The organism is Shewanella sp. SR44-4, from assembly GCF_014163715.1.
Lineage (GTDB): Bacteria > Pseudomonadota > Gammaproteobacteria > Enterobacterales > Shewanellaceae > Shewanella.
In genome coordinates this window covers 1-253 of record NZ_JACJDU010000177.1, presented here as the reverse complement: position 1 = coordinate 253, position 253 = coordinate 1, and the positions used below count along the sequence as shown (strand labels likewise).

Genomic DNA, 253 nt, shown 5'->3' with positions numbered 1-253 from the left:
GAGTATAACGTATCAAATGTGTCCCATTCGTCTAGAGGCCTAGGACACCGCCCTTTCACGGCGGTAACAGGGGTTCGAATCCCCTATGGGATACCATATTTAAGATGGTTGAACATGATTCGAAACTATTGTTTTAGAAAAAGTGTTTGATGGTCTATATAGCACTGGTGTTTAGCCTACAGACACCAATGAGTATTCACTCGATGCAGAGTATAACGTATCAAATGTGTCCCATTCGTCTAGAAATAGCGCT

1 tRNA gene is annotated in these 253 nt (G+C 42.3%); it reads left to right on the top strand.

The features are described from left to right. Nucleotides 1–20 precede the first annotated feature (20 nt). Nucleotides 21–96, top strand: a tRNA-Glu gene (locus H5125_RS21960). The last annotated feature ends 157 nt before the right edge of the window (nt 97–253 follow it).